This is a genomic window from Paenibacillus xylanivorans (assembly GCF_001280595.1).
Classification (GTDB): Bacteria; Bacillota; Bacilli; order Paenibacillales; family Paenibacillaceae; genus Paenibacillus; species Paenibacillus xylanivorans.
Window position 1 is genome coordinate 233675 of the sequence record NZ_LITU01000036.1, and the last position, 23008, is coordinate 256682.

The window sequence follows — 23008 nt, forward strand, 5'->3', positions numbered from 1 at the left end:
CGGGCGAGCATGGTTTGAGACATTCGCCCCAGGCGGACGTGTTCCCGCCGTGGGCGAGCTGTGGCGTTCACCAGATCATGCGACTACACTGCGCCGGATTGGGGAGAGCGGATCACGAGACTTCTATGAAGGCGAGCTCGCGGAGCGTATTCACTCTTTTATGGCAGAGCACGGAGGTTATTTGACCAAGGAGGATCTGGCTGCATTCCAGCCTGAATGGGTTGATCCGATCTCGGTCTCCTATCGCGGATATGATGTGTGGGAGATTCCACCGAACGGTCAGGGGCTAATTGCTCTGGCAGCGCTCAATCTGTTGAAAGGCTTCGATTTTGACGAGAAAGAATCCGTAATGGGGTATCATCGACAACTAGAAGCTATGAAGCTGGCATTTGCCGATGGTGAGAAATATATTACCGAGGAACGCAAGATGGGCGTAACCGTACAAGAGCTATTGTCCGAAGCGTATGCAGACGAACGGCGCAAGCTCATTGGCGATATGGCACTTCCACCTGAATCAGGCGACCCAAGGGCAAGCGGAACGGTATATCTTGCAACGGCAGATGGTGAGGGCAATATGGTTTCTTTCATTCAGAGCAACTATATGGGCTTCGGCTCCGGACTGGTTGTGCCGGGCACAGGCATCGCCCTGCAAAACCGGGGACATAATTTCTCGCTTGATCCCGATCACGCCAACGCGCTGGAGCCGGGCAAACGGACATATCATACGATCATTCCGGGCTTCCTCACACGCGGCGATGAAGCGGTCGGTCCATTCGGGGTCATGGGCGGTTTCATGCAACCCCAGGGTCATGTGCAAATCGTCATGAATACGGTAGACTTCCACCTCAATCCACAGGCTGCGCTCGATTCCCCGCGCTGGCAGTGGACCAAGGGCAAAACGATCCTGGTCGAGCCCGGATTTCCTCAACATATTGCACAGGCACTTGCCCGCAAAGGGCATGATATACAGATCGCCCTCGACCCGTCGATGTTCGGACGCGGCCAGATTATATGGCGCAACCCGGACAACGGCGTATTGTGCGGCGGCACGGAAAGCCGGGCCGATGGCTCGGTAGCAGCGTGGTAATACGTTGCACGTGCAGCTGAATGAGAGCGGGAAAGCCTGGAGCAGTGCATATGCTGGGTGAACGGGGAAAACCGTTCATATATATGAATGTATTGATTCATGCGATAGTGTAGTTCATAAGAAAATTAGGTTTGAAGCAAAGGCAAAGAAGGGATCAAATCGGTCTCTTCTTTGCCTTTTTTGTCTTTCTTTTTCTCGTTGACCCGCAAGATGCACAGGTTCTGTCGAGAATTCATGCCTCTTCAAATGTAATTCCCATGTATAGTTTATGGGTTTCATTGGAATTTTATATGGTTTTCGTAAATTTTCACTACTCCCCATTATGGAGACTCTGCTCCCGTCCGATATAAATATAGGGGAATTGCTCACCCCACACGTCATCTCCATCTTAATAGAAATGAGGGCATACGCACATGAAAACACAGTGGAAATACAAATTCGGCTTCACCATGATGATGATTTTGGTTGTTCTGGTACTGGGAGCATGTTCGACAACCGAAAAGATGTCTCCCGCAGATCAGCGAACCAAGGTCGGAATCGTTCTTACCGATGTCGGCCTTGGTGATCATTCTTTCAGTGATGCATCTTTTGAGGGTTTGGTACAGGCAAGAAACGAGAACAGTATTGTTTTTGATTACAAGGAGCCGGGAAAGGATTTGACATCCGAGGCAGCCTTTGAGCAATTTGCGAAGGATAAGGTTGATCTGATTATTGGTCTAAGCGACACGATAAAAACCGATCTGGAGAAGGTTGCTCAGCAGTATCCCGATCAGCACTTTCTCATCATTGACGGGCATTCCGATCTCCCTAATGTGACCTCCATGTCCTTCAAAGCAGAAGAAGGCAGCTATCTTGCAGGCATTATTGCCGGCTTTGCAACGACCGAAGACCATGTAGGCTTTTTGGGTGGAATGGATATCCCCGTACTCCACGATTTTCAGCAAGGTTTTGAGCAAGGTGTACAGGCTGCTAATCCCGATGCCACAGTCCATGTCGTGTACGCCGGAGATTTCGGCAATCCTGATCTTGGAGGACAACTCGCGGAACAGATGATTCAGGAACAGCGTGTTGACGTCATTTACGTTGCTGCCGGACTTACGGGCATAGGCTCAATTTCGGAGATTCAAAAATTGGGGAAATACGCCATTGGCGTCGACCAGGATCAGTTCTTTTTAGCAGAAAAAGCCGTACTCACGTCCATGCTCAAAAATGTAGATGTCTCTCTTCATAACGCCATCAATACATTCATCCAGAACCAGCATTCATTCCCGCAAAAAGAAATGCTGAATGGTCTGGCAGAAAATGGCGTAGGTTTAACCGCTCTACATAATATCACACTCACGAAGGAACAACAGCAAACTTTTGATGATTTGAAAGCACAGATTGCTTCCGGCAAAACCAAGATTACCCTAGATCAATAAACCAATTGCTAAAATGGAGGCACGCTTATGAAATTGCAGGGAAAGCTGATATTGAATGCCATAGTTTCGTTACTGTTATGTCTCGCGCTGGTCGCTTATATCATTATTCAATTATTGAGCATGAATGCCAAAAACCAAAACCTGGTGCCTGCCATGTTAAAGGTTACTGAGTTGAACGCAAACCAGATACAGACCGAGCAGGCGCTCGATGTTTACTCGTTCTCCATGACAGCTGGCAATCAGGATAACGTAGCCCGTTTACTGAATGAAGGTAAAACGATGGTGAAAGAGCTCACGGAAGGCTTGCTGGAAACGGATGAACAGCTCCGTCTAATCCAATCGATCCAAACGAAATTGACGGCTCTGGACAATGGCGCCACTGAAGCCATCACAGCCATGAATAGTTCGGACGCCAAACGTTTCAGTTCACGGGTCAAAGGCATACAGAATGATATCTATATGCTGGATGAGGTGACCCGGGATCGATATGAGCAATATACAGTGAATCTGGAACAAGACATCCAGCGAACTTGGCAGATTGCCCTCGTTGGAGCCGTCGTCCTGCTTATCGCTGTCCTGCTGTTCAATATGAACGCCTCACGGCAATTGGCAAGACGCATCCGCACCTTGAAGGAAGCAGCAGGACAAATTGCGAACGGCGACCTTACGCAGCAACTCCCAGAAACGCGAGGCAAAGATGAGCTGGATGACTTAAACCGCTCTTTCCGCCTTATGACGGGTAATATTCGCAGTATCATCCAATCCATCGGTGCGGCAGGAAACCGTGTTGATGGGATGGCGCAGGACATTGACCGCGGCAATGATACTGTGCAAGCCATAGTGCAGCAAGTATCCCGAACAACCGAAGAGCTGTCGATTGGCAGTCAGAAAATTGCTGAGGATCTAAGTGACACGGTCATGGTCGTAGATAAGATGCAGCATACGTTCGAAAACAATCTTCAAGCGACTTCACAATCTGCCATGTACGGCAACGAGGTTTTGAGTTCAGTGAAAGAAGGACACATTGCCGTACAGGAACAGCTTCGACTGGCTGAAGTCAACCGGATTGCCATGTCTGAGGTAGAAAAGACTGTCCAGGAACTGGAGGAGAGCGCCTCCCGGATCGCAACCATGACTGCCTATGTATCGGACATCGCTACACAGACCACCCTCCTCTCTCTGAACGCTTCCATCGAAGCGGCACGTGCAGGTGAAGCCGGGCGCGGCTTTGCTGTCGTCGCAGGGGAAGTGAAGAAACTTGCTGAGCAATCGGAGCAATCGGTACAGCATATCTTTGCAGCAGTCGGCGAAATCACAACGGCTATGGGCAAAGTAAAAAACTCGGTGACGCAGAGCATTCAGCTCTTTGCGGAACAGGAGAAGGCTACTGGAAGAACAGGCGAATCCTTCTCTGGAATCCGTCACAGTGTGGAGCGGATCAGTACAAGCATTAACCAGCTTACGGAAGACATGAAGCAGTCCAGTGAACTTAGCGCACAGGTTCAGCAGGCGATTGAAAACATCAGCGCCATTACGGAGCAATCGGCTGCAAGCAGCGAGGAAATTACCGCTTCAACGGCTGAACAGCAACGTTCGTTCAATGAAGCAAGCACCAAGGTGAAGTCCTTGCGGGATATCAGTGCAGAGATGCATCAGGAGTTATTACGGTTCCGGTTGTAGTGGAGTCATGATAAAAGAAAGAATAGAAGCGGTTGTACCGAAGGCTGGAAGGGACTTCCCTTCTCGGCTCGAAGCGCTAATCCATTCTAACGAATCGACCACACCTTAATTGGAGGATTTGGGTCGAATGCACAGTTTAACGAATTCCAGGCATGCTATTCTCGTTATACTGGCACAAACTTGGGCCAGTACCTGCCGAGCAGTGAAAATAACGTCACTGTGATTCGTTAAAAGCAGATCAATGGAAATTGCAGCTCATAGCGTGTGCTCGGTTCGTTAAACGGTATTCACACTAAAAAGGGATGTCCACGTCATGTTGATGACTATGGGACATCCCTTTCTTTATGTTATGAATGATTTATATCTTTGTGCTTATGTGCAGAGGCATGCAGCAAATGAGGACATGTACTCTCTAAATGCATCAATCACACGAGCTCAAAGCGAATGTAAATGCAGCTTAAGAAGTAACGAATGTACCAAGAGTGCCGCAACAAGCGAGCCCCTGGTTTACAGTGCATCCATGATATCCCCGGCGAGCAGGGATGCCGGATCACCGCGCAGCAACGCGGCTCTCTCCGCTGCCTGGCCGTGTAGGAACACACCAAAGGAGGCAGCTTGCTCCGCGCTCAGTCCTTGGGCGAGTAGACCGGCGATGATGCCGGTCAATACGTCTCCCGCACCGCCCGTTGCCATGCCGGCGTGCCCGGTGGTGTTGATATACGCCTCGCCGGATGGCGTTGCGATGACCGTGCGTGCTCCCTTGAGCACCAGGGTCACGCCCTGCTCGCGGGCGTACCGTGCAGCGTGTCCGATTCGGTCACGTTGCACTTCGGGGGTCGACATGCCCAGCAGTCGGCCCATCTCTCCGGGGTGCGGCGTCAGGATGGTCGCCGCACTTCGTTTGCCCCAGTCGCTAGGCCCATGTGGGCCGGCGTCTGCAAGCATGTTGAGGGCGTCCGCGTCGATGACGAGCGGGCGGTCCGTGTGTTGCCACAGACGGCGCAGCCAGTCTGTGTCGCCCTTGAAGCGGCCGAGGCCCGGGCCGGTCGCGAGCACGTCGCGGCTCTCCGCGAGACGCAGCACGGCGTCGGCGGAAGCCGCGTTCCACTCGCCGCTGTCGCCATCTGCGGCGGCAGCGAGCATGAGCTCGGGCACGGTGCCGATGACATGCGGCAGCAGTGCCGCGGGCAGCGCCCATGTGGCGAGCCCGCAGCCAGCGCGCAGCGCGGCCTTGGCCGAGAGCAGGCCAGCGCCGCTCATCGGCAGACTGCCTGCGGCCAGCAGCACGTGGCCGTAAGTGCCTTTGTGGCCGTCCGGTGCCCGGAGTCGGCCCGTGTCCACGCGCAGCGCACTGCGCAGTACCTCTTCCGTCAGCAGACGGACTGAGGGGCCATGCTCCGACGCAAGCCGCGCGGGAATGCCGATGGAGCGCACCACAATGCGCCCCGCGGCAGACGCGCCCGGGTACTGCACCAGCCCGCGCTTGAGCAGCGCGAGGCATACAGTCACCCGGGCCTGAATGCAGGGCTCATATACCTCACCAGTGTCGGCATCTAACCCACTCGGGACATCCGCGGACACGATCGGCTTGCCGCTTTCGTTCGCCGCCGCAATCAGCGCCGCGTATGCTCCGCGCGGTGCCCCCCGCGAGCCGGTGCCCAGCAGCGCATCCACGATGCCTGTGCACCGGCTAAAGTCCACGGCTTCGCGCCCGTGGACAAGCGCAGGGATGCCGAGCTGTGCCGCGGCATCCCGTTGCACTGCGGCTTCGCCTCGCAGTGACTCAGGCGCATCGGCGTAGACCAACGTCACGCCGAGCCCCGCTTCAACCAAATGGCGCGCCGCAACCAGCCCGTCGCCGCCATTATTGCCCTTGCCGATCAGCATGTACCACTGCTGATCGCCGGGTTGCTCCATCACGAGCGCCGGATCGGCGATGATGTCACCACCATATCCTTGCCGATCCCCGGGCCCGGTGTGCGCCCGCTTCCCATTCCCATCGTTCCAGCGGCCCTGCTGCTCCGAACTGCGGCCAACGCCCTCTTTCCAGCATTCCCTGCACAGCCGGATAACTTCCTCGGCAATGGCTCTGCCGGCATTCTCCATCAGACTGGCAGCAGGAATGCCAAGCTTGTGAATCGTATGTTCATCCACAGCTCTCATCTGTTCAGCGGTTACGATAAACAATGTTCATCCCTCCCCGGTGAAATTCTCCGAAAATTGCATTTGCGAATAGCTTATACTCTCACGATGACTCTTTAGTTTTCCAAGTTGCTTCGCTTCATTAATGTTCTCGTCTGTTTTCCCCAGCCCTTAACCTGCAGCTCTTAATAACCTACTGTAAACCGGGATTGAATAAATTGCGGATCATCCAGCTCATCCACCAAAGCCGCTGCAAAATCGCCAACCGAAATCGAACACTCACCAAGATCATCTGTGATCACACGATTCATACCAACCCGGAACAGGCCCGTCCGTCTTCCTGTTGTGATCGTAGCTGCAGGACTCATGTAGGTCCATTGAATATCCGATGCCTCGATCAGGTTATACGCATCTATATGAGCCTTCGCCAGTGGCTTAACTTCCTCAGGGAATCCTGGTGTATCCATCAGCATTTCTCCAGAATCCGTAAGCAAGCTTCCTGCTCCGCCAACCACAACCAACCGTCCTGCTTTCGCACGACGAACACCCTCGATTAATGAACGTGTAACTTCCAGCATCTCTTCTTCCGCACCAAACTTCGGTCCATAGGCACTCACAACAGCTTCCTGTCCTGCTGTAAAATCGGCAACCTGATCCGGGTTAAGCAAATCCCCCTGTACCACACGCAAACGCTCATGCTCCATCTCAACCTTCGAAGGCTCACGAACAACCGCCGTTACCTCATGTCCGCGGTCCATCAATTCCCACAATATCGTCTTTCCAATCGCTCCGGTTGCTCCAAAAATGGCAACTTTCATATTAAATCCCTCTTTTCAGTAGATATCCTCTTGTCAACTTACCGTTATTTTAATACTTAATCCCATTGTTATATACCTTAAACGGCTCACGCCATCTTAAACCGTCTGTGCTCACTTGTAAACCATGCTTAAAAAATCCTTTCTAGTCTTCTGCCGTACGAAAAAAAGCCGCTCTAAGCGGTCTAATATCATTTACCTCATATTTAAATGAGTTTCTGCATAATATCCCACTTGAATTTTTCGGCTTACTCCTTTTTTACCCCCTATTCCCCTTGTCTCCACCACATGCCTTCCGATTTCGGACTGGTGTAGGCGAAGCCAAATTGGGCGTACAGACGGTCAGCAGGGACATCTGCCAGCAGGCTGACCAATCCACGAGCAGGCACATGTTCACGCAAATAATTCATGATCTCGCTCATGATCAGTTTGCCATATCCTCTTCCCTGCTGGTCCGGGCGCACGGCGATATCCACCACCTGAAAGAAACAACCGCCATCTCCGATGACCCGACCCATGCCTACAATTTCATTTTCTTCACGCAGACAAACGGCAAAAAGACTATTGGGCAGCCCGATCTCCGCGCCCTCCTGGCTCATCGCACTGAGACCTGCGCTCTTTCGTAGCGCAAGATACTCGGCTGCTGAGGGCGGTGTATGTTCAATGTTGATCTGATCCATAGATCATGCTCCTTTCCTGTTCAACCTAGATTTAACTACACATTAAATCATTTATGGAGACTCCATCTTCTTTACTCGGGTCACTTGATCCTTCTTATGACAGTAAATTCCTACTGTTCCTGCTTGAATTCACGCAATTCCTGTGTAATAGTGAGAGAAAGCTTATGTGAACCGTGTTTCATGCTACGCTACAGTTTTTGCAAAGGAGGAACTATTGTGCTTCAACGCTGGATACCTGCTCTGTTCTCATATCCGGGCTTCGGGGCGTTAACACTCGGAATGATCGCTGTGCTGCTTGGACTATACATATGGTCTGCAACTGAAGTCAGACGAAGTCGTGACAGGCGAATGCAAGCGATACGAGATACATTATACATAAGTACAACCCTGTTGGGACAACTCACAGTAAAGGAACATCGAAATGTTGCTCTTACGGAACATGAGCATCATGAATTGTTAACCGCCATGCTCTCCTGCAGAACCGCAGTCCATCTATCTCCTCAGCTTCAGGATCAAATCCGCAACTGTATCATTGATGTTGATCCCGCTCGGCTCGCATTGATGCACAGGGCTCTGGAACGAGAGAGTGCAGCATTATCGGATGAATTGAATCGGTACGCCCATTCAGACCACTGGGGAAGAGCTGTATGGAACGTAATTCGTCCAGCTGCCGAGCCCGCCGCTGTGGCTGCTGTACTGTACCTGATCGCTGATTTTGTATTCCGTCAACAAGGTCTGATGTATCCTTTCTGGCACTCCTGGTTCAATGCTTTGCCATGGATACGTTTCATGTCCTTGATCATCACGGTGTTCTATGTTTATCTGCTCTGGTCCAACCCAAGACAGGGTTCATCGGGCACAGTAACCAAAGCACTAGTTACCCTAATTGCCATGTGCTCCCTGCTTCATCTGATCGGACTTGCTGCTGCTCCCTACGCATTGGGATTACAACTCATCCTGTTCATCTCTGGCTTCAGCCTGACAGGAACGCCTTCTCGCAGTGATCGCCCATACGCAGGACACACCGATTCGGATAAGGAATTGAATAGCATTATAGAAGCACAGGAGGATGAGAACCTGGACATGGAGCTAAACCTCTATAAACCACGCACATCCGGAGCAATTTCCGAAAAGTGAACCTCTCTCTTCATTTGGTTTGCCTGGTGTCAACACTCTCAGTCCATTCAACGCCAAAAAAAGAGAAGCCCACAAAATCGTCGGCTTCTCTTTTTTGGTTTCCACTTATTTCAGCATTTTCATAATTCGATTTCCAATTTTATGATAGGTCCGTGCACAATCACAAATTCAATCAAAGATTTCATGAAGTCTACCCCTTCGCGCTCGTATTCGATCCGCGCAATGAACGGGGTGAGCTGCTTCGTGCAGTGCTGCCGGATTTGGAGGCGCTGCCGGAGGGCGTATTTTCAAAACGCTTACGTTCGGTCCGCTCCATCTGCACGATCTGGCCTTCATGTACAACGATGTGCAGCGAGCCAAACTCCATGTCATTCAGTTGTCCGGCAATTCGATCCATCCATACCTCATCCACTTTTAACGGCTTAGCCATAGAGCCGCCTCCTCTTCTCGGGCTACTGCCCGCTATATTCCTCAAGTGTGCTGTCATCCAACCCGACTTATAATTCATTCTTATCCAACCTATATACTTGGTTTATACATTAGCAGGGCTTCCAGTAGCTGTCAATCCGAATTTTCTTGAATCGGAGACAACATCCAATTCATTCGGGACCCTTTTAAAAACCAAAATATTCGGCATGGATTTCGGAGCGTTAATCACTTTTCGGGAATCGTTTTATGACCCAGCCAGCTCTTGAGCAGCAACGTTGCCAGAGCCAAAATGAGCAGCAAGGAGGCGACGGCAAACGAAGCAGAGAATTGATACTCGTTATATAAAATTTCGACATGCAGTGGCAGCGTGTTGGTCTCCCCGCGAATATGACCGGACACGACAGACACAGCTCCGAATTCGCCCATGGCACGCGCATTACACAGAATGATGCCATACAGCAGGCCCCACTTGATGTTGGGCAGAGTCACGTTCCAGAAGATCCTCCACCCGGAGGCTCCCAGCGTCACCGCCGCTTCTTCTTCCCTCGTGCCCTGATCCTCCATCAGTGGAATGAGTTCTCTGGCGACGAATGGAAAAGTAATGAACAACGTTGCGATGACAATGCCGGGTAGGGCGAAAATAATTTTGATATCATGCTCGGCCAACCACGGTCCAAACCATCCATTCGAACCAAAAACGAGGACAAAGATCAACCCGCCCACCACCGGCGAGATCGAAAAAGGAAGATCAATCAGGGTGATCATGAGACCTTTTCCCCTGAACTGGAACTTGGTAATAACCCATGCAGCCGCTACACCGAATATCGTATTAAGCGGTACGGTGATCCCAGCAACCAGAAGCGTAAGTTTCAATGCCGACATCGCATCCGGTTCGGTAAGCGCGGCGATGTAGACACCCCAGCCCTGCTTCAGCGCCTCCATCAACACGATCACCAGCGGTAAGATAAGCAGCCATATCAGCACCAGACTTGCCAGTCCAATTAACAACCATTTGACCCATGGAGCTTCCGTCGTTGCACGGTTCGTTCCGGGGCCAGTTCGTACGGGTGGAACAGGGCTCAGTGGAACAGAACCCGCCATACGCGGCACCTCCTTCGGTTTGGGTAAGTGACATCCGCTTGCGCCCTAATCCCATCACGTTACCTTCTCCGGTTAGGCTCTGCCAGCTTTCCGGCTCCAGCGCTGCAATGAATTAATGATCAACAATAGGACAAAAGAGACCAGCAGCAGCAGCAGGGCTACCGCCGTAGCTCCCGCATAATCGAACTGCTCCAGCTTCGCCATGATCAGCAAGGGGGCAATTTCCGTTTTCATCGGCATATTGCCCGAGATAAACACAACCGAGCCATATTCGCCAATGCCCCGGGCAAATGCCAGGGCAAACCCGGTCAGCAGAGGCGGGATTAGGTCCGGAAGCAGGATCTTCCGGAATATCCGCCATCTTCCCGCTCCCAGCGTAGCTGCAGCTTCCTCCACCTCAGCCTCCAGCTCCTGCAAAACTGGCTGCACCGTACGTACCACGAACGGAATCCCGATAAACATCAGCGCCAGTGTAATGCCCGCCTGTGAATAAGCCAGCTTGATACCCAGAGGCTCCACAAACTGCCCAATCCAGCCATTCCCGGCATACAGTGCCGTTAGAGCAACTCCCGCCACCGCCGTCGGCAAAGCAAAAGGAAGATCAATGACGGCATCAAACAACCGTTTCCCCGGGAATTCATACCGCACCAGCACCCATGCCAGGAGCAGCCCGAGGACCAGATCGATCAGGGCCGCTGCGCCTGCGGTCAAAAAGCTCACCCGGAACGAGGCCAGCACCCTCGGATTCGTCGCCACCTCAATCAGGATGGACCAGGTTAACCCTGTGGAGTTAAACAAGAGCGCTGCCAGTGGAATAAGTACAACCAGACTCAGGTAGAGCACACTGTAACCCATCGTCAATCCGAATCCCGGCAGTGTGCGACTCCGGGCTACCATCACCTTGCTCATGGACGTTCATCCTCTCTGCCTTCAGTCGGTAGGACTGGTTGGCCGCTTACATGATCACGCAACAATATCGACCTTAATAGCATTAGCTGCCCGGAACATATATCTGGTCAAAGATACCGCCGTCATTGAAATGCTTGGCCTGTGTATCCCTCCATGTGCCAAATACATCACTCAACGTGAACAGCTCAAGCTGCGGGAATTGATCCTTGAACTTTTCCTTCACGCTGTCCAGTGTTGGACGGTAATAGTTCTCGGCAGCAATGGTTTGCCCCTCTTCGCTGTACAAATATTTCAGATAGGCGTCCGCTACTTCGCGACTGCCCTTTTTGTCTGCATTTTTATCCACAATCGCTACAGGTGGTTCAGCCAGAATGCTGACCGAAGGTACAACAATATCGAATTTGTCCGGACCCAGCTCTTTAACCGATAAGAAAGCCTCATTTTCCCATGCAAGCAGTACATCACCAATACCGCGCTCTACAAACGTAGTCGTTGCTCCACGCGCTCCAGAGTCAAGTACAGGCGCATGTTTGAACAATTCTGCAACGAATGCTTTGGCCTTCTCTTCGTCATTGTTGTTATGCTTGAGCGCATATCCCCATGCTGCCAAATAGTTCCAACGTGCCCCGCCGGACGTTTTCGGATTCGGGGTAATGACCTGCGTATCTCCCTTGATGAGATCATCCCAGTCCTTGATGCCTTTCGGGTTGCCTTTTCGTACCAAAAACACGATCGTTGATGTATACGGGGAGCTGTTATGCTCGTATTTATCCTGCCAGCCCGCATTGATCAGACCTTTATCTTCAATGGCGTCGATATCGTAACCCAATGCCAGCGTGACCACATCCGCATCCAGCCCATCTATGACGGAACGACTCTGTTTACCTGAACCGCCATGAGACTGCTTAACCGTTACTTCCTGGCCTTTCTCTTTCAGCCAATACGCCGCAAACGCCTTGTTATATTGCTCATAGAGTTCACGTGTCGGATCATAGGATACATTCAGCAGCTCAATCGCTTTTGCTCCTTCTTTGCTGCCCTCCGCTCCCCCCGATGTTCCCGACGCATTCGTGCCACCACTTTCCGATCCGCATGCCGCCAGTACCCCTGTTAATACCAATGCCAGACCAACCAGAATACCCTTATGAATTCTCTTTTTCATAGATAACACTCCCCCCGAATGGATCTGCAAGATTACCTCAACAGGCTGAACAGCATGGAACGCACCGAAAAAACAAAAAACGGAGGAACCCCCGCGCACTTCTCCCTCATAAAGTCATGCCGGCCCAAAGGCCGTGTATGCTTCATCCAGAATTTATACGCTACGGTGTTCCTCCGTCTATACGGTGAGAACGTTATTCTGTTCACGTTACGATCTCTCATGTGACTGTAAATGACTGCTCCGCAATTCAAGCGAAGTCATTTTTATTATTCCTACCTGTTTAGTGAGTTATATACGTATCATAAGGGCAGTGCATATGGCTGTCAAACGTTTTTTTCCGATTTCTACCGAATATCTGTGTAAATGGCAGAAAAAGAAGAACAACGAACCCAAGTCCGTTGTTCCCTTGTCAGCGGCGTGTTTTATACGCTGTAAAATCATCCTAGGAAATGGCATGAGTCCATGCCATTTCCCAATCTTTATTTGCCCGCATACCGAATATTCGGCACTGGAGGCGTACTCATGCCATCTCCCAAATAAAAGCCAGTGTGTGGCGGTTGGTTATAGGCTACATTTTGCCAAGCTACGCCAAGACGGTATACCGGATCATGCATCAGGGTATAGATGCGTTTGTCCGTTACCGCTGTTGTCGTGTAGATACGCAGCGCAGAGCTGTCATTGGTCCGCCATACCACTTCCTCTCTCCAGTCTCCGAACAGGTCGGCCTGCAGATTTGGCGTGGACTTCGTTCCATTATTGGAAGAAACACCGGAAGCGGTCAGCAGATTAACTGTTTTGCTATTCGCATAATCCCATTTATCAATTCGGTTGCTGTCCAGCAGTTCGCGGAGCAAATCAGCATCCCACCAAATTCCAAAATTCGTGGAGGAAGGCAGGGTTGTCCCTATTTTCTGCCCTTTGGCCGTATACAAACCACCGTCTGCCCAAACTTCTGCACCCTTATAACGTGGATCGATATCGGCTGCCATGCCGCGTCCAATATCCTTCGATGTAGGTATGCCCCAGATCAATTGACCTGTACGTGCATCGCGGAATTCCACGCCCGCATTGGAGGGTGTCTCATGTACCTGAAATACTTCGAGACCTGGACGGTCGGGGTCCAGATCGCTTAGATGCATCGCATCCCCATGGTAGAGCCCTGTCGTGTAGAGACCCTTACCGTTATCATCCACCGCCATCGCTCCGTAAACGATTTCGTCTTTGCCATCGCCATCCACATCCGCAACGCTCAGATTATGGTTGCCCTGTCCTGCGTAAGCTGAATTACCCGACGTGTTGGAGTCAAACGTCCACAGTTTGGTTAGTTGTCCATCACTCCAATTGTATGCCACCAGCACAGTCCGAGTGTAATAACCGCGCGCCATGACCAGACTTGGCCGCTCCCCATCCAAATACGCAATTGCTGCAAGGAATCGATCGACCCGGTTGCCGTAGTTGTCTCCCCAATCGGATACATTGCCACGCGCCGGTTCATAGTTTACCGTGGAGAGTGCTTTACCCGTCTGCCCATTGAAGATCGTAAGAAACTCCGGTCCTGACAGAACATACCCGCTTGAATTACGATAATCCTTGCTGGCATCGCCGATGACTACTCCCGTACCATCCTTGGTACCATCAGCCGTTTTCATCGCCACCTCGGCCTTGCCGTCTCCGTCCAGATCGTACACCATGAACTGGGTGTAATGAGCACCAGCACGGATATTTTCACCCAGACTGATACGCCATAGGCGCGTTCCATTCAATTTGTAGGCATCGATAAATACCTCGCCTGTGTAGCCGCTTTGGGAGTTATCCTTGGAGTTGGACGGGTCCCATTTCACGATTAATTCATACTCGCCGTCCCCATCCAAATCGCCTGCACTCGCATCATTGGCACTATACGTATAGGCAACACCATCCGGGGTTGTACCGCCTGTCGGCACACTGAGAGGTACGGACAGATAATTATTTCCCCAAACGCTCGCTGCGGCTGACGCCGCCTGTTCTGTTCCGCCCACTACGGCTCGAACCGTATATTTGGAACTGCTTGTCCCACTTGCATCCTGGAGGTTGGTGCTGTTCGTTATGGGCGATGCGTTTACCTTGGTTCCATCCCGATAGACATTAAACGACACATTTGACCCTTCCGTACCCAGGAGCCGCCAACTGACAAACACACCTGTGCCTGTCTTCACTGCAACCACACCACGGTCCAGAAACTCCATCTGACGGGCACCCGCAGCATGAGTGATCGGCGTTTTCCCAAGACCGAGCGAAGTAACCAGTAACGCAGAACTCAGCAGGGATACCCCCGCGGTCCGCAATGTGCGCTTCCATAATGATCGTTTTCCCATAAAGCCACTGCCTCCCCAATCGAATTGGTAAGCCCGATGCCCTTGGTAGCGCCATCTCATATGTAAGCGCTTTAATATAACTATTTTAAATTAAACATATAATCCCATATATAGGTCTAACTTAGTAATTTTATGTATAAAAAAAAGGGGGAAAGCCGAAAGATGCCTCTTTCGACTTGAATGCTTCGTTCTCGCACGCTCAATTTCAACCTGAAGCAACAATCTGAAGCAACAAAGAATTATGCTTCATCTCATCCTAAACTACAGGTACGATACATACTGGGCGGGACAACTCCAACTTGAAACCATTATGTGTCAGACGTCCGTCTTCGCCATCGATCTGAAAAGCAACAAGGTTGTTGCTGTCCTGATTAGCCACCAGCAGAATACCGCCAGGCAACAGGTTGAAGTTGCGCGGAGTCTGACCAATGGTGGAAGTCCACTCTATAGCCTCCAGCTCACCGGATTCCTGGTCGATGTGATACAGCACAATGCTGTCATCTCCACGGTTGGAAGCATACAGGAAACGCCCACAAGGGGACACACGGATATCCGCCGAAGTACCTTCTCCATTATGCCCCTCTGGCAGTGTAGAGATATGCTGCAGCGTAGTGAACTCACCTCTACGCTGATCATACATGAATGCCGTAACGGTGTTACTCAATTCATTAATTACATATGCCCATTTCGAGTTAGGGTGGAAGACAAGATGTCTCGGTCCGGAGCCTGGAGGCTGATTCATCTCCCGGTGTGTAACCAGACGGCCCTCCTCGTTACGGTACACAATAATCTGATCCAGACCCAGATCACAGACAACAGCATACTGACCCGAAGGGTCTGGTTGAATGGAGTGGGCGTGCGGACCTTCCTGACGGTCATCATTCTGCCCTCTACCAGTATGCTCCACAAGCGCACTCATCTCTCCAAGCGTGCCTTGATCCCCCACCGGGAATACATTCACACTGCCGCTGCTGTAGTTCGAAGTCAGCACCCATTTGCCATCCTCCGTGACAGATATATAACAAGGCGAAGCGCCCTTCGTCAACTTGCGATCCATCAAGTGCAGTTCACTCGTTGCGGCATCCCTGCGATAGACCAGCACCTCTCCCTGATCTGTCTCACTCACCACGTACAGACAATTCCCATCCGGGCATAAAGCAAGGTAGGATGGATTGTCCACCCCTTCCATATGATTTACAATCCGCATCTCGCCTGTATCCTTATTCAATGCACATAGAAAGATCCCCGGTTGATCCGCTGATGCATAAGTACCTGTATAGAACAAAACTTCATTGGTTGCTGTCGTTTCCATCATTTCATTCTCTCCTTATTCATTCAAATGGTTAGCCTTGCTCTATAATTACATGCAAATATACGAAGCTGTAAACCGTATGATTGATTCCACTGTTATGTATTTAACCATTTCACGTCGCTTTGCTTCAGTGGTTATCCTCCCTCACCATAATACAAAGCATGAAACCTTACAAGAGCTCAGCCACATGGTGTATGTCCCAACGAAATCAAGTATGCAAAAACTCAATATATTACCTGATTCGCTACCGCAGAAACGGTTGAACTGAATAGTAACGATCCCTTTCATGTTGAAAAACCAATGGAAAATTGCAGCAACCTTTTGAGGAAAAGGGTCGTCTATAGGGGCAAATAGCTTTTATACAAAGGGATAATCCCGGAAAAGTGAGGCGAACCTGATATGAAAAAAAATATGTTGGCTACGTTAACCGCCGGAGCTTTACTCACCCTTTCTCTGAGCGCGGGTCCGATACACGCAGCTCAAGCAGAATTCACGGATATTCAAGGTATTGCGGGGGCAGACAAGATTGAATCCCTGCATCAGGATGGCTTAATCAAAGGAGTGAGTGATAGCTTGTTCAAACCGGAACAGGAACTAAACACGGCTCAGGGTATACAGCTCATTGCAGATGGTCTCCATCTGAATTTGGACACGATTCGTTTTATCAAGCAGCCACTGCCCAGTGACTATTTCTCCAACGTAAAAGATGGCGTATGGTACAGTGATGCTTTTATCCGTGCGCAGTTCAATGGCATTAAGATGTCAAACGATATCGATCCTTCCAAGGCGTTGACCCGTGAACAGCACACCCTTTTCTTGATGCAGGGCATTGAAGCCAAAGGCGGCCTGCCGATGATTAACATCAAGCCTGTAGATATCACGGATGAAAAAGAACTTACTCCAGAATTTCAAGGCGCTGTTCAACGCTCCCTTGTCTTGAAGATTAACACGCTCGATGCGGAGGGCAACTTTAATCCGAAGGAAACGATTACCCGCGCCGAAGCTGCGGTTATGATGTATAACGCGATTGAGTATCTGGAAGATTTCAATGCACCGAAAATCCCGGAAACACCAGAGAAATAATGCCCTATTGTCATTTTAAATACCAAACAGCCGCATATTCCCTCTAAAGCTAAAGGGGACATGCGGCTGTTTTCGTTATATCTATTGAGATAACTGATTCAAGATCAGTCTTAGAAAGAACCTTTAACAACAACTTCGGACAGCGGGAAACGACCTGCCGGACGAGCTGGTACTGCAGCTTTACCTACAGTGATCAACAACGTTGGCAAATAACGCGCAGGGATGTTGAATGTTTCGATCAATTGTTTCGGGTTGTAACCACCCATTGGGCAAGTGTCATATCCCAGGGAACGTGCAGCAAGCATAATGTTCTGTGAAGCAAAAGATGCATTGCGAATCGCTTCGTCACGGGCGATTTGCGGATTTTGGTAAGCACCGTTGATCTGTCCAACCAATGCGTCACGAACTTCAGCTGGAATCGCACCTGCTTCAACAGCCTGATCATAAATCACGGCGTTGCGGTTCGCTTCCAGATCTCCGAGTACAGCAATAGTAACGGAGCTGTCTGTGATTTGACTTTGCCCGTAAGCGATTGGCAGCAACTTGGCTTTGTCCGCTTCGGATTCAATCACGAGGAATTTCCAGTGTTGCAGGTTCCATGAAGATGGCGCTTCGGAAGCGGCAGTCAGGATAGCGTTCAGATCTGCTTCAGGCATAACAAAACCACTTTCGTACTTTTTGACAGCGTGACGTTCATTAATCACGCGAAGTGTTTCATTGTTTTCAATGCTGGACATGCGTTCCACTCCCCAAGTTCTTTTTTTATTTTTTTTACGTTCGCAAGGCCAAACTCTACCGAGTACTCACCTTCCGAAAATAACATCAGCGCAGACGATCGCTTCCATCTGTGTTCACGTTATGCCCGGAATCGCCTGAAACATCAACGGATCTTACAACCGGAGCAAACGCCCTTATATCGCCTGTCCACCATGTCTGACAGCAGCAGTGCAAGGCCAGATCATGAAGAACTGGTAACGATCAAATCAGTCATGATCTATCCTTCATTGACAAGGATTCCATGGACAAGGAACATTCTTCCCCATTACCGATACGATGTTTCACATCCTCAATGGATATACGGTCAAAATAAGCGCTCAGTGCTTCTTCTCCTCCATCATAGATGCTTCCCATTACACCCTGCATATTGGAAGAAACAACGCATGTTGAACCGGATTCTCCCGAACACCAGCTGGGACCAAGTGATCCACCCGCTACCAGTCTGTACAATTCTCCAAGCTTGATTTCTTCACTCGGACGACTGAGCAGATATCCACCGTGTGCACCTTCCTTGGTTGTCAGGTATCCGTGCTTCCGCAGCACACTAAGCACCTTGCGAACTCTGGCTGGATGCGTACCAACACTTCGAGACAAGTCTTCACTATTGGCCATACACTCATCCTTCATGGACAGAAAGACCAGACAGTGCACAGCAATGGTAAATTCACTGTTCATTACTTACTCCCTTCCCGGCATATAGTCCACCGATGAAAATTCACTCCAAGGTAAGTACAACTGTTATTATAGGAATAACAGTTATGTTTGTCAAACTCTCATCGGGTGATTAAAAAACCTGATTTCCCCTGTCATACCAGTATATACAGGCCCTTCATAGACTAACTAAAATGGTTGAATCCCATTCGTATTTTAAGGGGCAGAACAAAAAAAGTGAGCCTATCGCTTCGCGAAAGGCTCCAATAAGATAGACATATGAAAGGGCTTACGAGATTATTATAATCGGTTATTCCTATTTTGAAAACGCTTTTTTTGTAAAGTGGTTTGGGATTTTAAAATATCCTATTTTTTAAGCATATCAACATAGGGTATTGCAAAAACTAATGACATTAGTTATATTACTAACAACATTAGTTTTAAGGAGGATTCAATGATGCGAATTACACGTGAGCATGATGTTGTCCAAGTTTCATTCCTTCCACGCCTCTTCCCTGTGAACGTATATCTTGTTGAAGAAGAAGATGGGTTTACTCTTATTGATGCCGGAATGCCATTCAGTCTCAAGGGGATTCTGGCTACTGCACAATCCCTAGGCAAGCCGATTACCAAAATCATTCTGACTCACGCCCATGGCGACCATGTTGGTGCACTGGATGGTCTTAAGGACGCGCTGCCTAAAGCCGAGGTCTGCATCTCCAGAAGGGATTCCCCGCTGCTGGCAGGAGACGCTTCCCTGCTTCCCGGCGAGCCACAGACTCCGGTACGTGGCAGTGTACCCAAAGCGATCCGCACCCGGCCGGACCGCTTGCTCGATGACGGCGACCGAATCGGCTCCCTGGTCGCCATTGCTACCCCAGGCCATACGCCGGGCCATATGGCCTTCATGGATACGCGTAGCCGCGTGATCATCGCTGGCGACGCGTACCAGCTGCACGGCGGCCTCGCCGTATCCGGCCGCCTGCGCCCGCTCTTTCCGTTCCCCGCGCTGGCGACGTGGAACCGAGAACTTGCTCTTGCCAGCGCCAAGCGCCTGGCTGAGCTGGAACCGTCCGTGCTCGCTGTAGGGCACGGACGAATGCTGCGTCAGCCCGCCGCGGCTATGCGTGCAGCTACGGCAGACGCGGAGCAGCGGCTGCGCCCTGCCGGGGGGCGCCTGTGAGCCCCCGCCAAGGGCTGGATCGCGGCGCTCTGTTAAGCGCCGCCGCCCAGCTTGCAGACAGCGACGGATTCCATTCGCTAACACTGGCCGCTCTGGCCCAGCGGCTAGATGTGCGCTCCCCGTCGCTCTACAACCACATCAACGGTCTTCCAGGGCTTCGCCAGGAATTGGCGTTAATGTCTGCACAGCAGCTCAGCCGTGCATTAACCGAGGCTTCCGCTGGCCGTTCGGGCGATGAAGCCATTCAGGAGGTCGCTGCCGCATATATCGGCTTCGTCCGCAAGCATCCTGGGCTGTACGAAGCTTTCTTCCATGCCCCGGACCGTCAAGAACCGCAGCTCGTTGTCGCCAGTACAGCTGCCCTGGATCTGCTGCTCCGTCTGTTGCAGCCCTATCCTCTGAATGAAGCTGAAGCGCTGCATGCCGTTCGCGGTTTACGCAGTCTTTGTCACGGCTTCGCCTCCATGGGTGAAAAGGGCGGCTTTGGCATGAACTTCGATCCAGATGAGAGCCTGCAGCTGACCGTGACCGCTTTCCTGGATGGACTGCGACATCTTCATAAAGCCTGATGTATCTCTATGTCAAATGGAAGAGGGCTGCAGATCATCTGCAACCCTCTTTATGTATCCTACCGTCCCGCTTCCGAAGGAACGGTTTTTCTATTGCCAGGGTGCTCGCCCTGTTTGGACTTCCTGCAAAATCTTCTTCATAACGGGAACGTATGCTTTCCAGTAAAATCGATCCGGAACTCCCTCTTGATCCGGTGTGAGCTTCGTTTTCAGCACATCCCATCCCTTGATACGACGCCAGAACGAATAATGCTCCAGCTCTCCGAATGACCCTGCCATATAATAAGTCCGGTTATAGCCCTCATGCCGAATAAGAGCAGCAAATTCCGCCGGAATACCTGCGTCCATTAGTTTCTGCTGACCATTCTCCGTCAGATCCGTCTTATACCATGCCAGTACCGAAGCCTGTTGTTCAGGCACGATGATGTCGAACCATTCGCTGTAATGGATGTCCCCGGTAATTCCACACCATTCCCTGCCTTCCTGTGTGAAGGCGAGTTTTATATCACCGGTCTTGACATCCTGCCCTTGCTTCAGTACAATCACCCGTCCTTCCTCATGAACCAATACAATGCCCGCGCCTTGAAACGACCAATCCTTCTTCTCCCGAAGCTCATAGTTCATCCGTACGTTCTGTGGCACTTCATCCGCGCTTTGCAGATCCAATACCGATTTCCCTTGCCATCCGCTGCTTTTCATGCCCAGAATCGGATACAATTGCTCTTTTGCCATGTTCGAAACAGCATTCGACAAGGCGCTAAACTCAGCGACAATCGTTACACCTTTGGTTGCAGCTTCACTAATTTTGTGGGCATCATATATCGTGAGACCTTCATAGGCTTTGCCTTCTACATGTTCATTCGGATCTGTAGATGAAATATGATGATTCGCCGTCAGATAGATCAGGTCCGTGTCGGTCACCTCATCCGGCAATGTCCGCTTAATACGGGAGATCCCATTCTGTATATCATATCCGTAGTAGTCTTCTTCATACCTATAATGTTCCCCTGTCTGTTGGACAATCTTCTGCTGATTCAGAATCCACACCAGTCCCTTATGCCCTATATAGGACAAGTCCGGTTTACTTTTGTCGACAATCATGATGTTAAGCGGTATCTGAGCCTGTGACTGCCACAAAATCCAGGGAATAACCAGGACCACTGATACCACGGTGAGGGAAGCTAATGCCCATACCGTGAGCGGCCTGTGATTTCTATTCATGAAGCGTATTCCTCCTTGCTCTGTTCCAAGGTATTTCTATGATCGGATATTACCCCTGTCCGTTCTTATGGTCCTTCTTCTTCCCATATCCCACAACCTGCAACAGTCCGTATATACGGAATACATTGTTCATAGGTCTAGACCAGAATGTCTCGGAGCAGGCATACAGCAACAGTCGTGTCACCTCTCGAAACGTGTATGCTCTGCGAGAGAACCATACTTCAAACATCACCGCGCAAGCCGACAACAAGGAATTATAGAGTACCAGCAGCAGAGCAAGCACCAGACATAGCTTGACATCCACAATTTGTAACCACATTCCTGAGATCAGCAGAAGTAACGCTCCGATCTCCAGAACCGGTCCCATTAGTTCAACAAGAATAAAATAGGGAATGGAGACCATCCCCATCCACCCATAAGCCGGATTGCCAATCATGCAGCGCTGTTCCCACAGGCTGCTCGCAAGCTGCTATGCCAGCCAGCACGCTGCTTCCGCAGTTGACTCCATGTCTCTGGTACTTTGACACTGCAGATCGGATTGGGAATGTATATAATACGTCCACGCTCTTTCATCTGTTTCATATGTTTGTGCAGCTGCATGACAAGCTCCATGTGACCTGCCTGGGTATCCGTCTTGTAACCGCCGATTTCCATGACTCTGTTTTTTTTTGAATACTCCGAAGGCTTGGGATGTAAACAGCAGCATATTGATGTTATATCGAACCAGACCTATGCCGCTGATCAGAAAAGCCCGTACATATTCAATATATTGCATCATAAGCAAGGGGCTTCCTGCACGTTCTGACGATATACTGCCTTGAGTCAAAGCATAAGGGTACTTCCCATTTATCATATCTACCCGACCACTACAAGCGACGATCTCTTCACCCGGAAGAGCACTCATCACTGGTTTCATGATCTTCACCAACGCATCTCTTTCTAGAACAGTCACCCTTCGCCTTGCTGCATGTTTATCCCATAAGATGTAACCGTACGCACATAGCAGAATTACAAGTACACTTCCACATATGATACTGGTCCACTGTAATAACAAAGCGGTCTTCCCTTCAAACCAACCAGCACTTTGCCCACCGATAAGTCGGTCGTACATCCGTAAATGTTCGTTCATTTCCTGATTTCCCCTTACCTGGAATAAACCGCTTCACACGGGGCACAATAATACAAATTTTTCAAATAAATCCTGTATATACAATCCGGGCAAATGATACACTAAGCATTCTATCGGCTTTCTTCGTTTGTGATATAATAGGAACAGAAAAATCCGGTAAACCGTA

General features: G+C 50.4%; 21 protein-coding genes and 1 pseudogene. 8 read left to right on the forward strand and 14 right to left on the reverse strand.

All coding sequences use genetic code 11. The features are described 5' to 3' along the window. The 3 genes from AMS66_RS05155 to AMS66_RS05165 form a co-directional block, all read left to right on the forward strand. A partial coding sequence (locus AMS66_RS05155) for a gamma-glutamyltransferase family protein (RefSeq protein ID WP_082350572.1) occupies window positions 1–1087 on the forward strand: 1087 nt, incomplete at its 5' end. Window positions 1088–1500: 413 nt separating this feature from the next. Then, the gene (locus AMS66_RS05160; RefSeq protein ID WP_236703196.1) at window positions 1501–2508 is read left to right on the forward strand and encodes a BMP family lipoprotein; all 1008 of its coding nucleotides are present in this window, start codon (window positions 1501–1503) and stop codon (window positions 2506–2508) included. Between the two features lie 27 nt (window positions 2509–2535). After that, window positions 2536–4188 (forward strand): methyl-accepting chemotaxis protein, encoded by a 1653-nt coding sequence (locus AMS66_RS05165; protein ID WP_053779766.1) that lies wholly within the window; start codon window positions 2536–2538, stop codon window positions 4186–4188. A 507-nt stretch (window positions 4189–4695) separates the two neighbouring features. On the opposite strand, the gene AMS66_RS05170 is transcribed toward AMS66_RS05165, so the two are convergent. From AMS66_RS05170 to AMS66_RS05180, 3 genes are all read right to left on the reverse strand, one after another. Continuing rightward, entirely contained in the window at window positions 4696–6375 is a 1680-nt protein-coding gene (locus tag AMS66_RS05170) for a bifunctional ADP-dependent NAD(P)H-hydrate dehydratase/NAD(P)H-hydrate epimerase (RefSeq protein ID WP_053779767.1), read from the reverse strand. Between the two features lie 140 nt (window positions 6376–6515). Then, window positions 6516–7148, reverse strand: a complete 633-nt coding sequence (locus AMS66_RS05175; RefSeq protein ID WP_053779768.1) for an NAD(P)-dependent oxidoreductase — start codon at window positions 7146–7148, stop codon at window positions 6516–6518. A gap of 263 nt (window positions 7149–7411) precedes the next feature. After that, a complete protein-coding gene (locus AMS66_RS05180) occupies window positions 7412–7825 on the reverse strand; it encodes a GNAT family N-acetyltransferase (protein ID WP_053779769.1) in 414 nt (137 codons plus the stop codon). Window positions 7826–8041: 216 nt separating this feature from the next. Here AMS66_RS05180 and AMS66_RS05185 point away from each other — a divergent pair, with 216 nt between their 5' ends. Then, on the forward strand, window positions 8042–8962 hold the full coding sequence (locus AMS66_RS05185; protein ID WP_053779770.1) for a hypothetical protein: 921 nt from the start codon (window positions 8042–8044) through the stop codon (window positions 8960–8962). Between the two features lie 190 nt (window positions 8963–9152). Here the strand turns inward: AMS66_RS05185 and AMS66_RS05190 are convergent, their stop codons facing one another. From AMS66_RS05190 to AMS66_RS05215, 6 genes are all read right to left on the reverse strand, one after another. Further along, window positions 9153–9392 (reverse strand): YezD family protein, encoded by a 240-nt coding sequence (locus AMS66_RS05190; protein WP_053779771.1) that lies wholly within the window; start codon window positions 9390–9392, stop codon window positions 9153–9155. A gap of 224 nt (window positions 9393–9616) precedes the next feature. Then, complete coding sequence (gene cysW, locus AMS66_RS05195; protein WP_053779772.1) at window positions 9617–10492, reverse strand: sulfate ABC transporter permease subunit CysW; 876 nt, start codon at window positions 10490–10492, stop codon at window positions 9617–9619. A gap of 72 nt (window positions 10493–10564) precedes the next feature. After that, window positions 10565–11401: a sulfate ABC transporter permease subunit CysT gene (gene cysT, locus AMS66_RS05200; RefSeq protein ID WP_053779773.1), complete on the reverse strand. Its 837-nt coding sequence runs from the start codon at window positions 11399–11401 to the stop codon at window positions 10565–10567. Window positions 11402–11483: 82 nt separating this feature from the next. Further along, the gene (locus AMS66_RS05205) at window positions 11484–12563 is read right to left on the reverse strand and encodes a sulfate ABC transporter substrate-binding protein (protein ID WP_053779774.1); all 1080 of its coding nucleotides are present in this window, start codon (window positions 12561–12563) and stop codon (window positions 11484–11486) included. Between the two features lie 479 nt (window positions 12564–13042). After that, window positions 13043–14917 (reverse strand): rhamnogalacturonan lyase, encoded by a 1875-nt coding sequence (locus AMS66_RS05210; protein WP_053779775.1) that lies wholly within the window; start codon window positions 14915–14917, stop codon window positions 13043–13045. Window positions 14918–15173: 256 nt separating this feature from the next. Next, window positions 15174–16232 (reverse strand): lactonase family protein, encoded by a 1059-nt coding sequence (locus AMS66_RS05215; RefSeq protein ID WP_236703197.1) that lies wholly within the window; start codon window positions 16230–16232, stop codon window positions 15174–15176. A 396-nt stretch (window positions 16233–16628) separates the two neighbouring features. Here AMS66_RS05215 and AMS66_RS05220 point away from each other — a divergent pair, with 396 nt between their 5' ends. Continuing rightward, on the forward strand, window positions 16629–17312 hold the full coding sequence (locus AMS66_RS05220; protein WP_053779776.1) for an S-layer homology domain-containing protein: 684 nt from the start codon (window positions 16629–16631) through the stop codon (window positions 17310–17312). A gap of 110 nt (window positions 17313–17422) precedes the next feature. Here the strand turns inward: AMS66_RS05220 and AMS66_RS05225 are convergent, their stop codons facing one another. Next, complete coding sequence (locus tag AMS66_RS05225) at window positions 17423–18049, reverse strand: nitroreductase family protein (protein WP_053779777.1); 627 nt, start codon at window positions 18047–18049, stop codon at window positions 17423–17425. A 250-nt stretch (window positions 18050–18299) separates the two neighbouring features. Further along, complete coding sequence (locus tag AMS66_RS05230) at window positions 18300–18764, reverse strand: Rrf2 family transcriptional regulator (protein WP_053779778.1); 465 nt, start codon at window positions 18762–18764, stop codon at window positions 18300–18302. A gap of 433 nt (window positions 18765–19197) precedes the next feature. Here AMS66_RS05230 and AMS66_RS05235 point away from each other — a divergent pair, with 433 nt between their 5' ends. The 3 genes and pseudogenes from AMS66_RS05235 (at window position 19198) to AMS66_RS05240 (ending at window position 20492) form a co-directional block, all read left to right on the forward strand. After that, window positions 19198–19923 carry an MBL fold metallo-hydrolase gene (locus tag AMS66_RS05235; protein ID WP_181014090.1) on the forward strand — a complete coding sequence of 242 codons (726 nt, stop codon included), beginning with the start codon at window positions 19198–19200 and terminating at the stop codon, window positions 19921–19923. After that, a pseudogene (locus AMS66_RS33490) lies at window positions 19920–20048 on the forward strand (TetR family transcriptional regulator); the annotation flags it as partial. The gene AMS66_RS05235 and the pseudogene AMS66_RS33490, both read left to right, overlap by 4 nt. Window positions 20049–20099: 51 nt before the next feature. Further along, window positions 20100–20492: a TetR-like C-terminal domain-containing protein gene (locus AMS66_RS05240; RefSeq protein WP_236703209.1), complete on the forward strand. Its 393-nt coding sequence runs from the start codon at window positions 20100–20102 to the stop codon at window positions 20490–20492. Between the two features lie 90 nt (window positions 20493–20582). Here the strand turns inward: AMS66_RS05240 and AMS66_RS05245 are convergent, their stop codons facing one another. Genes AMS66_RS05245 through AMS66_RS05255 form a run of 3 tightly spaced genes read right to left on the reverse strand, consistent with a single transcriptional unit; the run spans window position 20583 to window position 22842 of the window. Further along, window positions 20583–21713 (reverse strand): hypothetical protein, encoded by a 1131-nt coding sequence (locus AMS66_RS05245; protein ID WP_053779781.1) that lies wholly within the window; start codon window positions 21711–21713, stop codon window positions 20583–20585. 49 nt (window positions 21714–21762) lie between these two features. Further along, window positions 21763–22149, reverse strand: coding sequence for a hypothetical protein (locus AMS66_RS05250; protein WP_053779782.1), 387 nt, complete (start codon window positions 22147–22149; stop codon window positions 21763–21765). Window positions 22150–22182: 33 nt separating this feature from the next. Next, window positions 22183–22842, reverse strand: coding sequence for a hypothetical protein (locus AMS66_RS05255; RefSeq protein WP_053779783.1), 660 nt, complete (start codon window positions 22840–22842; stop codon window positions 22183–22185). Window positions 22843–23008: the final 166 nt, after the last annotated feature.

Bases quoted from the DNA above. Each gene is read 5' to 3' on its own strand.
- AMS66_RS05245 (WP_053779781.1), bottom strand. From the start codon at position 21,713: ATGAATAGAAATCACAGGCCGCTCACGGTATGGGCATTAGCTTCCCTC.
- AMS66_RS05215 (WP_236703197.1), bottom strand. From the start codon at position 16,232: ATGATGGAAACGACAGCAACCAATGAAGTTTTGTTCTATACAGGTACT.
- AMS66_RS05210 (WP_053779775.1), bottom strand. From the start codon at position 14,917: ATGGGAAAACGATCATTATGGAAGCGCACATTGCGGACCGCGGGGGTA.
- AMS66_RS05230 (WP_053779778.1), bottom strand. From the start codon at position 18,764: ATGAACAGTGAATTTACCATTGCTGTGCACTGTCTGGTCTTTCTGTCC.
- AMS66_RS05240 (WP_236703209.1), top strand. From the start codon at position 20,100: ATGTCTGCACAGCAGCTCAGCCGTGCATTAACCGAGGCTTCCGCTGGC.
- AMS66_RS05160 (WP_236703196.1), top strand. From the start codon at position 1,501: ATGAAAACACAGTGGAAATACAAATTCGGCTTCACCATGATGATGATT.
- AMS66_RS05255 (WP_053779783.1), bottom strand. From the start codon at position 22,842: ATGAACGAACATTTACGGATGTACGACCGACTTATCGGTGGGCAAAGT.
- AMS66_RS05205 (WP_053779774.1), bottom strand. From the start codon at position 12,563: ATGAAAAAGAGAATTCATAAGGGTATTCTGGTTGGTCTGGCATTGGTA.
- AMS66_RS05190 (WP_053779771.1), bottom strand. From the start codon at position 9,392: ATGGCTAAGCCGTTAAAAGTGGATGAGGTATGGATGGATCGAATTGCC.
- AMS66_RS05250 (WP_053779782.1), bottom strand. From the start codon at position 22,149: ATGATTGGCAATCCGGCTTATGGGTGGATGGGGATGGTCTCCATTCCC.
- AMS66_RS05220 (WP_053779776.1), top strand. From the start codon at position 16,629: ATGAAAAAAAATATGTTGGCTACGTTAACCGCCGGAGCTTTACTCACC.
- AMS66_RS05165 (WP_053779766.1), top strand. From the start codon at position 2,536: ATGAAATTGCAGGGAAAGCTGATATTGAATGCCATAGTTTCGTTACTG.
- AMS66_RS05235 (WP_181014090.1), top strand. From the start codon at position 19,198: ATGCGAATTACACGTGAGCATGATGTTGTCCAAGTTTCATTCCTTCCA.
- cysW (WP_053779772.1), bottom strand. From the start codon at position 10,492: ATGGCGGGTTCTGTTCCACTGAGCCCTGTTCCACCCGTACGAACTGGC.
- AMS66_RS05225 (WP_053779777.1), bottom strand. From the start codon at position 18,049: ATGTCCAGCATTGAAAACAATGAAACACTTCGCGTGATTAATGAACGT.
- AMS66_RS05175 (WP_053779768.1), bottom strand. From the start codon at position 7,148: ATGAAAGTTGCCATTTTTGGAGCAACCGGAGCGATTGGAAAGACGATA.
- AMS66_RS05180 (WP_053779769.1), bottom strand. From the start codon at position 7,825: ATGGATCAGATCAACATTGAACATACACCGCCCTCAGCAGCCGAGTAT.
- cysT (WP_053779773.1), bottom strand. From the start codon at position 11,401: ATGAGCAAGGTGATGGTAGCCCGGAGTCGCACACTGCCGGGATTCGGA.